This is a genomic window from Labedella phragmitis (assembly GCF_004078635.1).
GTDB lineage: Bacteria > Actinomycetota > Actinomycetes > Actinomycetales > Microbacteriaceae > Labedella > Labedella phragmitis.
This window is the reverse complement of sequence record NZ_RZNB01000006.1, coordinates 225093-234973: the sequence shown is the minus strand read 5'-3', so window position 1 is coordinate 234973 and position 9881 is coordinate 225093. Positions and strand designations below refer to the sequence as shown.

Sequence of the window (9881 nt, the reverse complement as noted above, 5' to 3'; positions counted from 1 at the left end):
CGGTGACCCTCGCGGATCAGTCGCTCGTGTATGACGTGGCGGATCGTCATGTGGAGACGAACCTCGCGGACGGGACGTCGATTCGGTACACGCGTGATGCGTCGGATCGGATCGTGGAGCGTCGGGTGTCGAAGGCGAACACACCGGACGTCGTGACGCGGTTCGGGTTCGGCGGGGAGGGCGACTCCCCGGATCTGGTGCTGGATGGTGACGGTGCCGTGATCGAGCGGACGCTGCCCCTGCCTGGTGGTGTGCTCGCGTCGTTCCGTCCGGACGGGTCGGAGACGTGGTCATTCCCGAACCTGCACGGTGACATCGTCGTGACCACCGACGGCGCCGGGGCGTTCGCGGACAAGATCGAATCTTTCAGCGGGTACCAGATGGAGAGACTCGTCGTCGCGATCGCGAAGGACGCGGAACTCTGGTCGCGATCGGTCGTGCGCGACTCCGAATCGGAGGCGATGCACCTCGTCTTCCGCGACGCGGCCTCCGCGACGGCGGTCGCCGACGCCGCCTGGGCGATTCTCCAGGACGCCGACCGGCTGGGGGCCTTCCTGAGCCCGACGAAACGCACCTAGCCCTCCCCTCGCACGGGGACGCGCACGGCGGCGGTCCCCGTCGGTACTGTCGAGGGGACTCGGAACGGAGGGCGTGATGGCGGACACGGCCGCGACATCGGATCACGTCGCCCGCGCCGTCGCGCTGTTCGAGGCGCGCGACTGGGAGGCGCTCGCCGATGCCGCCCTGGCCCGGAACTGGTCGGAGGTTGAGCTCGCAGCGCTGGACTCGGCGATCGGCGACCACGAGAGCCTCGGCATCTGGGAACTGTGGGGCGAAGCCGAAGAGCGAGGCCGCGCCTTCTACGCGATGGGGTTCGTCGTCGCTCGAACCGGGCGTGCGGCGGACGCTGTCGAACTCTTCCTCACCGCAGGCACACTCGGCGAGTACTGCGACGTCGAGTTGGGGGAGGAGTACGCGGACCTCGGTGATTGGGCGTCGGCGGAAGCGTCCTATCGCCGGGCGTTGACGGCACGGCGCGACGAGTGGGAGTACTCGCGCGCGGCGTACCGACTCGGCGAGCACGCTCTCGAAATCGACGACCGAACCGACGCGGAGGTCGTCGCCCTTCTCGAAGCGGGCGTCGCCGAGGCGGACGAGGCCGTGGTCCTCCTCTCCCGACTCTACGAGCGCCGCGGCGATGTCGAGGCGGCTCGGCGCGTCCTCGAGGAAGCCTTCGCCAGCAATGATGACGTGCCGCTCGTCCTCGGCAACCTGCTGAGTGACGTCTTCGAGGAGTACCCGGCGGCTCAGCGGGCGTACGAGGAGGGGTTCGCGCGGGGCGACGCCTACTCGGCCTACAACCTCGCGATGATGCTCGAGCACGATTGTGACCGTCCCGAGGAAGTCGCGGAGTGGCTGCGGAAGGCGGCGCTCGGGGGAGACGAGGTGGCTCGTGCGCGGCTCAGCGCGCGCGGTGAGGGGAGCTGGGATGATGCGTTCCGCGAGGAGGACGGGGCGACATCTCCGGCGTGGATGCGTGCGCTGTACGATAACGCGCTGCTGCCGTACCTCCACGGCGACGTTCTTCCCGATGAGAACCGGCGACCCGTCTTCCGGATCGGTCCTACTCGAGCAGTCCCCCCGCCCGGCGTCATCGTGCGGGCCGGCCGTCTCGGTCTTCCGATCCTCATCGAACCGCACCCGGCGGGATTCGATCTTGCCTCGCTCGGCTCGCGCATCACCGCGATCCGTGACCTCACGATCGCCGACGCATCCGCTGTCACCGGCTGGGATGCGCTCGCGGAGGCGCGCGCTCTCGAGGAGATCGACCTGGCCGGCACGGACCCGCCCGCCGAGGTCGACGACGACGGCATGATGGAGCGGCTCGGATTGACCGAGATATGACGGTGAACCTGCAGCGCAGGATCGGTTACCGGCGCTCGAGCGCTACCGGTCAACCCCGGACGCCGGCGGGACGATTCTGCGAGGCTCGGATGACACGACCGACGACTCGAGGGAGCCAACATGATCGACCGCGACGCGCTCGCCGACATCGCCGCCGAGACCATCACCGCCGTCGACCCGGATGGGGCGGGTCGCTCGAGCGACGAGTATCGCGAGATCGCGGGCGGCCTCGCCGACCGTGTCCAGGCCGGGCTGTCGCAGCAGGAGCTCGTCGAGTGGTTGAACGGGGTTCTTCCGGGCGATGAGGCCACGCGCGACGCCGATGCGCAGACGATCGCGAGCGCGGTCGTCGAGCAGCTCGGTGATGTCTCCACGTCGCCGCTGCTCGAGCAACCGGGCGACCCGGAGGATGCCGACGGGCCCGCTCAGCCCGCCTAGCCGCAGCGCGACGGGCCGCCGTTCGGGGGTGTCGGAGGCTCGTGCTTCACTGATCGCATGGGGCCGAGAGAGATCCACGAGACGTTCGCCGCGGGGCTCGACGAGAGCGTCTGGACGCCGTCGTATCTGCCCGCGTGGAGCAGCGCCTCTGAGGCGGCCGCGACGTGGACGGTCGGCGATGAGGGGCTCCGCTTGTCCCTTCCGCCGGAGCACCCGTTGTGGTGCCCGGACCTCCACGAGGGCGCGCTCCGCGTCTCGGGAGTGCAGAGCGGCAACTGGTCGGGCCCGGTCGGAAGCATGCAGGGTCAACAGCCGTTCCGAGACGGGCTCGTGGTGCGCGAGCAGCAGGCACCATGCTGGGGTTTCACGCCGCATCATGGACGCGTCGAGGTCGAGTGTCGGGCCACGGTCGGTCCTCGATCGATGTTCTCGGCGTGGATGGTGGGCGTCGAGGATGTGCCAGAGCGGTCGGGCGAGATCTGTCTCGTCGAGGTCTTCGGTGACACGATCGGCGTCGACGACGTCGGGCGCGCGTATGCCGATGTCGGCTCGGGCATCCACCCGTTCCGCGACCGCGCCCTCCGCGAGGAGTTCGCCGCCCGGCGCACCTCGATCGACGTCGCCGACTGGCACCGGTACGCCGTGGAGTGGTCCCGGCACGGGGTGCGGTTCTTCATCGATGACGAGCTCGCCCATGAGACCGCCCAGTCTCCCGACTACCCGATGCAGCTCATCCTCGCGGTGTTCGACTTCCCCGACCGCGGTCCGGCGGACGCGGTCGTGCCGGAGCTCGTGGTGCGGAGAGTGCGGGGAACGGCGCTCGAGCGATAGCAACCGGGCGCGAAAGGCCCATCGCTCAGCCGTATCCTGACAGGACGGGCACCCGCAGGTCGGCGCTGCCAGGAGTCCTTGAGGAGAGATCGCGAGTGAGTGACGAGGTGGCGGCCATGGGCGACGATCCCCCCGAACCTCTGAAGCGCGACAGGGATGCCGTCCGAGCTGCGGGACGCGCGGGGAGTGTCGGCCGAGGGATCCGCTCGATCCCAGGTCTGATCGCGAGTGTGGCGCTCGAAGTCATCGGCGAGATCGTGTTCGCGGCCCTCATCGCCCTGGTGTCGCACCTCGTCTACGGCGAGGTGCGGTGGTTGTTCGTCGCGGCGGTGTGGCTCGCGGTGAACGGGGTGCTGCTCCTGCTGGCTGCTGTCGTGTGGTTGCGTGGTCGTCGACGACGGTGACGCGATCGCCGGGTATCCGGAGGGGGATTGCGTCCGGTTCTGATCCGGACGCTGACCGGGATTTTCTCCCGCTGATGAGCGGAGAGCGAATGTCGGTGGTGTGGTGTTCACTGTTCCCATGACGAACTTCCGGCACGTGCTCGCGGCGATGGGCGCCGACGTGCGTGTCGCGCTCGGCGAGGTGTCGGTGGGAGCTGCATCCACTCATGACCTCATCGAGTCCGTCCGCGAGCTCGAAGCGATCGGGCGCCTGCTCGATGGCGCCCGGCTCGAGCACGCGGCGGAAGTCGACCGGCGTGCCGCCGTCGACCACGATCTTGTCGTCGCGCTCGGCGACCGGAGCGCCATCGACTCCGTCGCGCGACTCGCGGGCATCTCGGAGAGCTCCGCCAAGCGGCGCATCAGCCTGGGGCGGTCGCTCGCCTCGTCCGTATCGTTCTCGGGTCAGACGCTCCCGCCGCGATTCGAGTCGGTCGCCGCGGCTGTGTGCGACGGCCGTCTCGGCATCGAGGCAGCGGGACTCATCGTGACCCAACTCTCGAAGGTGTCCCCCCGCGTCGACGACGCGGTGTTGCACGCCGCCGAAGCGTCCCTCGTCGAGCTCGCGATGGGAGACGGCGTGACACCGCCGCTCGCCGTCGACCTCGTCGCCGATCAGGTCGCGGTCTTCGTCGCGCGGATCGACCCCGACGGAGTCCGACCCCGCGAGGAACGTGCTCGTCAGAACCGCGCCCTTCGGTTCGGCCGCGTGACCGCCGACGGCCTCACGACCGTCACGGGCGCCCTCATGCCCGTGGTCGCGGCTCAACTGCGACGGCTGTGCGACGCGCACATCCGAGCGGCCGGGCCACAGTTCGTCGACCCTTCCGGTCTCAGCGAGGCGGAAAGCGAGCAACTGGATAGAGAAGCGGCGGCCGACCGCGCCGACACTCGCGACCGTGCGCAGAAACGACACGACGTGTTCGGTTCCATCCTCGATGCCGCCGCTCGGGTCGCCGACGCACCACACCTCGCCGGAGCGCCGCCCGCCGTGATCATCACCGTTGCAGCGACGGTGCTCGAGCAGGGCCGTGGTGCCGGCTACCTCGACGGCACCACGACGCCCGTGTCGGCGGAGACCGTCGAAAGCCTGGCCGACACGGCGGGCTTTCAGCCCGTTACGCTGACCCCGGCCGGCGCAATCCTCTCCCTGGGCTCTGTTCAGCGCTGCTTCACGCCGATGCAGCGGCGAGCGATCATCGCGCGAGACGGTGGCTGCATCATTCCCGGCTGCTCCATCCCCGCGGGATGGAGCGAAGTACACCACGTCATCCCTCACCGCGATGGCGGCGCGACCCACGTCGACAACGGCACAAGTTTGGAATACACCCCCGCGTCATAGCGCCGCATCGCTCACGACTTCGACATACTTTGCGTAAGGCGACGCAAAGGGGCCAGATGACTAATCACGCCGAAACACCAAAAGGGCACGACGAGGATGGAAATGAGCGTCCCGGTTTTCGGGCTTTCGAGACACGCGACGACCTCTCGAAGTACGGCAGCAACGCGCTGCTTCTCTTCCTAGCCCAAATGCGACTAGGGATCGACGACATCGAGGCATTCGCTGCCAATGCGCTCACCGACCACAGCAACGACAAGAAGTCGGATTTGGTCGCCGTCGTGAACGACGGTTCAAGAATCGTCGTCGCGCAAGGGTACTTCTCAAAGACGGCAAAACCGGCGGCGCCTGATAACAAAGCCGCGGATGCGAACACGGCCGTCAGTTGGCTCATCTCGGGACCATTGGAAACGGTTCCCGACACATTGCGCGGGGCCGCAGAAGAAGTTCGGGCCGCGCTTTTGGCGGGTACGGTCAGCGAGTTAGAGATCTGGTACTCCCACAACCTGCCCGAGTCAGTGAACGTGCAGCGGGAACTCGATCAAGCGGCGCGCACAGCGGATGCTCTCATCAAGCGCGAGTTCCCGGAAGCGGACGTTGACGTAACCTCCACGGAGTATGGGATCACCGCACTCGAAGCCGAATACGCACGAACTCAGGCGCCTATCTTGGTCGCCGACGAGGTCACTCTTGATGTGCCAGGCGGGTTCGAGCTCAAGGCGGATGGATGGAGCGCATTCTCAACTGCGGTAAGCGCCGCTGCGCTTAGGGCCCTTTGGTCAACGCACACCACCGACCTCATGTCGCCTAACATTCGCGACTACCTCGGGATGGTGCGGTCCGTTGGCAACATCAATTTTGGAATCAAGGAAACCGCGAAGTCGGAGCCTGAGAATTTCGCGATCTTCAATAACGGCATCACGATCTTGGTCAACGACTACGAGCTCGACGAGGCTACTTCGAAATTGACGGTGCACGGAGTGGGCATCGTCAACGGCGGTCAAACTACTGGCGCAATAGGCGAGTTGTCCGCGTCGGAAGCTTCACGCCTCGACGAGGCAATGGTCATGGCTCGATTCGTGAAGTGCACTGATCCATCAGTTCTGCAGAACATAGTTCGGTACAACAACACCCAGAACAAGGTCGAGGCAACGGACTTTAGAAGCAAGGATCCGATCCAGGAACGTCTGAGGAACGAGTTCTCAAAGGTCCCGGATGCCGAATACAGAGGCGGGCGCCGCGGAGGTGCAAGCGACGCGATCGTTCGGCGTCGCGGGCTGCTTCCTGACTCTTCAGTTGCACAGTCACTCGCGGCTTTCCATGGACGACCGAATCTCGCGTACAACGAGACGCGGGCGATCTGGGATAACGACGCCACATACGCCAGCGTCTTCCGCGACACAGTCGGTGCGCGACACATCGTCTTCGTATTTGGACTCCTCCGCGCGGTCGATCAGGCCAAACAGACCATCATGGCTATCCCTGAAGCAGGTCGCACGGACGCGCAAAAGCGACACGCCGAGTTTTTTCGGGCCCGCGGCTCGAACCTCCTGTTCGTGGCGGCGGTCGGCGCATGCGTGGAGACCCTCCTCGGACGCCCGGTCACCGATCGAACCCAACTGAAATTCAAGAAGAATCTGTCGCCCGCCGAGGCGACAGTGGCCTGGCAGCCGCTAGTAGACACCCTGCTGTCCTTCTCGAAGAACCTCGCCCCTGCTACGGACCAGGGCTTGAAATCTCAGGACAAGGTTGCGAGGGCGCTTGAGGACTTCGCGGCGATGGTGGAGGCGACCCGATCGGCAAATCCTGTTCCCTTTGACGCCATCGCCAGCAGTACTCTGCCTGCCGCTACAACCCCGGGCGCGGCGTAGCCGCGCGCTTGACTTGAATGAGCAACATAACTCGTAGGACCGGTAGCGCTCCGAGGGCAAGGAATCGCGCGCCGTCGGCGCGCGATTCCGCGGCAGCCCCTATCGGGGGTATTCCGCGTCGGAGTGCCAGGTCGTCATGATGGTGGGGCAAGGGCCGTTCTCGGACGAGCCGCGGAGTAAACGGGTGCCTCCCAGGAGCCCGCCGCACTAACTAATTTGTAGAGGGACCCTACTGGGAGGGGTTGAGCGATCGCACGGCCTGCGACCCGTCGCTCACTGGGCAGCACTTATGGATTTGGCCTCCATATTCCGCTGCGTCCAGGTAGGCCCTCTTGTCTCACTCATCTCCCTCGCTCAACCCACTTTTCCGACCTGACTCGGGATGGCGTTTCCGTCTGTATCCCGATGCCGCCGAGGGCGGCGGGTCGTTCCAATCCTCCGTCCGGCGCACACCGGCGTATGTCGCGTGGGGGAGCGCACGCGATCCTGACCGCGCGGCCGCTGAGGCGGGCCGAAGGGCCCGTGCGACCCTTCGACGCTACTGTGCCGCCAATCGCCTCAACCGACTCGGGACACTCACATATGCAGGTGCCGGATGCCACGATCCGGCCGAGCTGCGCGAACACCTAGGGCGCTTCTTTCGAAACCTCCGCGATGGGCTTGGCGGTAAGCCGCTTCCGTATGTCTGGGTGCCGGAGTGGCATCACACGGATCATGGGCTTCACGCTCATTTCGCGGTCGGCCGTTTCGTCAAGAAGTCTCTGATCAAGTCGGCGTGGGGTCACGGGTTCATCGATATCAAGCTGCTCGGTGACCTCCCGGTAGGGTCGGGCAGCCTCTCGGAAGCGCGGGTCGCGGCTCGTTACTTGTCGAAGTACGTCGCGAAGACTTTCACTGACCCGACGACGCGAGTCCTCGGCCTGCATCGTTACGACGTTGCTCAAGGGTTCCAGCCTCGATCGGTCGGCTTCGCAGGCCGCTCGTCCGGGGACGTCATGACACAGGCCGCGACGGCTTACGGGAGTATCCCATCAGAAGTGTGGTCCTCAGCAGACACCGAAGGGTGGCATGCTCCGCCCGCGATCTGGGCGCAGTGGGGCCGTTGATCGTGGGCTGGGATCGTGAACTCGTGCGGCGATGGGTGGAGGAGTCGTGTGCTGCTCAGGGTGTGCCGGTGGCTGTGACTGATGCTGCGGTGGTTGACCGTCTTGGAGTGCTGTTGAGAGGGGCGGGCGTTCCGGCGACGGCCCGGAGGGTCGAGCGGAACGCCGCCCTCTCACAGCTTCCAAACGGGGGCCACGCGGGAGGGGTCTAGCGTTCGGGCGCCTGGGGTTCCGGCGTTGATCGTCGCGTAGTCCAAGACCGCTCGAACGATTGCTGCTTGTCTGTCGAGGTTCAGGGTGTCCCAGGCTGCCGCCAGCTCAGAGCCTCGCCCAACGAGCCCGCTCAGAGTGTCGGTTCCGCGCAATAGAGCTATCTGTCGTCGGGCTGCTTCGAGACGTGCTTCGAGCGTCTTTCGCGCTCGCGACCAATCGGCCCGGGAGATCTCTCCTTCGGTCCACATGTCGGTGAGCTCGTTCATCTTGTCCTCGACCGCTCGGCTCTCGTCGACGAGGATCTGATACTTGTCGTCGTGCTGCTCTCGACCCGTCAGCGTGTCCGCCATCTGCGGGGTGTCGAGTCGGAGAAGCACCGCGTCGGCAATGAGCCCTTCGACCGGTGGAGCGACGACCGTCAGCCGCCCGCACCCGCCGTGATCCGGACCCGAGAGGCAGACGTACCGGCGGCGGTCCTCGCGAGAGGAGCTGAACAGCGTGTGTCCGCACTTCCCGCACTTCAACAAACCGGACAACAAGTAGCGGCGCGGAGCACGGCGTCCCGACGCTTGACGACTTGCAAAGGTCAAGAGGATACGTTCGCGCTGCTCCGGAGAGATGATGGCCGGCCACGCCGCCGCACCGACGACTTGACCTCGGTGCTCGCGGAGGCCGGCGATGCGTCCTGATCGTAGAATCCCGCGAACGGTCGTTGTCCGCCAATCCGTGCCGCCAGCGGTCGTCGGCACGTCGCTCGCGTTCATCCACGCCGCCAATGAACGGACGGACTCGCCCGCCAGGAATCGCTCGGCGAGTGATCGGACGATCTGTGCCTCAGCTTCTCTGACGGTCATGCGGTCGTCCTCGAATCCGAACGGACGTTGCGCGCCTCCGTTGGGGAGACCCAGTTCGACGTTCTCTGCGATCTTCCGTCTGATACGCGCCGACTTGCGGTCCGACTCATTGGCCGCGACCGCCGCCGTGATGCGCGCGATCAACATCCCGTTGTCATTACCGAACGCAATATCCGACGTGACGGTGACGAGCTGCTCAACACCCGCACGGTCGCACAGCTCGACGAACTGCTCCCACTCGATCGGACGCCGCGTCAAACGATCCTGGTGGTACGCGATCACCGCGTCACGAGAACCGGACTCGATGTCCGCCAGCATCCGCTCATATGCGGGCCTCGCTTTGCCGCGAAAGGCCGACGTGTCATTGTCGACATACTCTTCGGCGACCGTCCAACCCCGCTCGGCCGCGAGCTTGCGACAGTCCTTCAACTGGCGCTGGACGCCCAGCCCCTCGCCTGTTTGATCGGACGAGATGCGAGCGTAGATTGCAGCCTTCGTGACCTTCTTCACGGGGGTCATATTACGGACGTGTCAGTAACGGCGTGCTTCTCTGCTGGTGGCATCATCGGATCATCGATTCCGGGCCCTGGCGGCTGCAGATGCAACGCGGAGTGCCTCACGTCCGCGGGCCCGGCCATCACAACTGGACCGTCGCGACCAAACGACGCACCATGATCACCGAACTCCGTGCGCCATCTCGTCGGTGGCGTGCCTCAGACGGACCGGAGCTCCGGAAGTCGGGATGACGAGAACTTCGGAAGTCGGGATGGAGTCATGGTCGTGCTCGGGACTTACGAGATTCCGACACGGCTCGACCCTGCCGGAATTCTGGCGCTGCGGCTGTGGCGGCTGCGGCGGCTGCGGCTGCGGCTCGGGTGGCCGCA

The 9881-nt window shown here is 66.0% G+C and carries 9 protein-coding genes; 8 read left to right on the top strand and 1 reads right to left on the bottom strand.

Annotated features, from left to right (window positions below):
• The 8 genes from ELQ90_RS14490 to ELQ90_RS17220 all read left to right on the top strand — a co-directional run.
• The coding region (locus tag ELQ90_RS14490; RefSeq protein WP_133425024.1) for a hypothetical protein at positions 1–578 on the top strand (578 nt) is incomplete at its 5' end.
• Positions 579–654: 76 nt separating this feature from the next.
• Positions 655–1905 carry a tetratricopeptide repeat protein gene (locus tag ELQ90_RS14485; protein WP_128495985.1) on the top strand — a complete coding sequence of 417 codons (1251 nt, stop codon included), beginning with the start codon at positions 655–657 and terminating at the stop codon, positions 1903–1905.
• A 120-nt stretch (positions 1906–2025) separates the two neighbouring features.
• Positions 2026–2343 (top strand): hypothetical protein, encoded by a 318-nt coding sequence (locus ELQ90_RS14480; RefSeq protein ID WP_128495984.1) that lies wholly within the window; start codon positions 2026–2028, stop codon positions 2341–2343.
• 57 nt (positions 2344–2400) lie between these two features.
• On the top strand, positions 2401–3174 hold the full coding sequence (locus ELQ90_RS14475; protein ID WP_128495983.1) for a glycoside hydrolase family 16 protein: 774 nt from the start codon (positions 2401–2403) through the stop codon (positions 3172–3174).
• Between the two features lie 230 nt (positions 3175–3404).
• Positions 3405–3578 carry a hypothetical protein gene (locus ELQ90_RS16705; RefSeq protein WP_166409088.1) on the top strand — a complete coding sequence of 58 codons (174 nt, stop codon included), beginning with the start codon at positions 3405–3407 and terminating at the stop codon, positions 3576–3578.
• 118 nt (positions 3579–3696) lie between these two features.
• Positions 3697–4959 carry an HNH endonuclease signature motif containing protein gene (locus ELQ90_RS14470; RefSeq protein ID WP_128495982.1) on the top strand — a complete coding sequence of 421 codons (1263 nt, stop codon included), beginning with the start codon at positions 3697–3699 and terminating at the stop codon, positions 4957–4959.
• 56 nt (positions 4960–5015) lie between these two features.
• Complete coding sequence (locus ELQ90_RS14465; protein ID WP_166409078.1) at positions 5016–6827, top strand: AIPR family protein; 1812 nt, start codon at positions 5016–5018, stop codon at positions 6825–6827.
• A 332-nt stretch (positions 6828–7159) separates the two neighbouring features.
• Positions 7160–7933 (top strand): rolling circle replication-associated protein, encoded by a 774-nt coding sequence (locus ELQ90_RS17220; protein WP_424980831.1) that lies wholly within the window; start codon positions 7160–7162, stop codon positions 7931–7933.
• A gap of 170 nt (positions 7934–8103) precedes the next feature.
• On the opposite strand, the gene ELQ90_RS14455 is transcribed toward ELQ90_RS17220, so the two are convergent.
• Entirely contained in the window at positions 8104–9516 is a 1413-nt protein-coding gene (locus tag ELQ90_RS14455) for a recombinase family protein (protein ID WP_128495980.1), read from the bottom strand.
• Between the last annotated feature and the right edge of the window lie 365 nt (positions 9517–9881).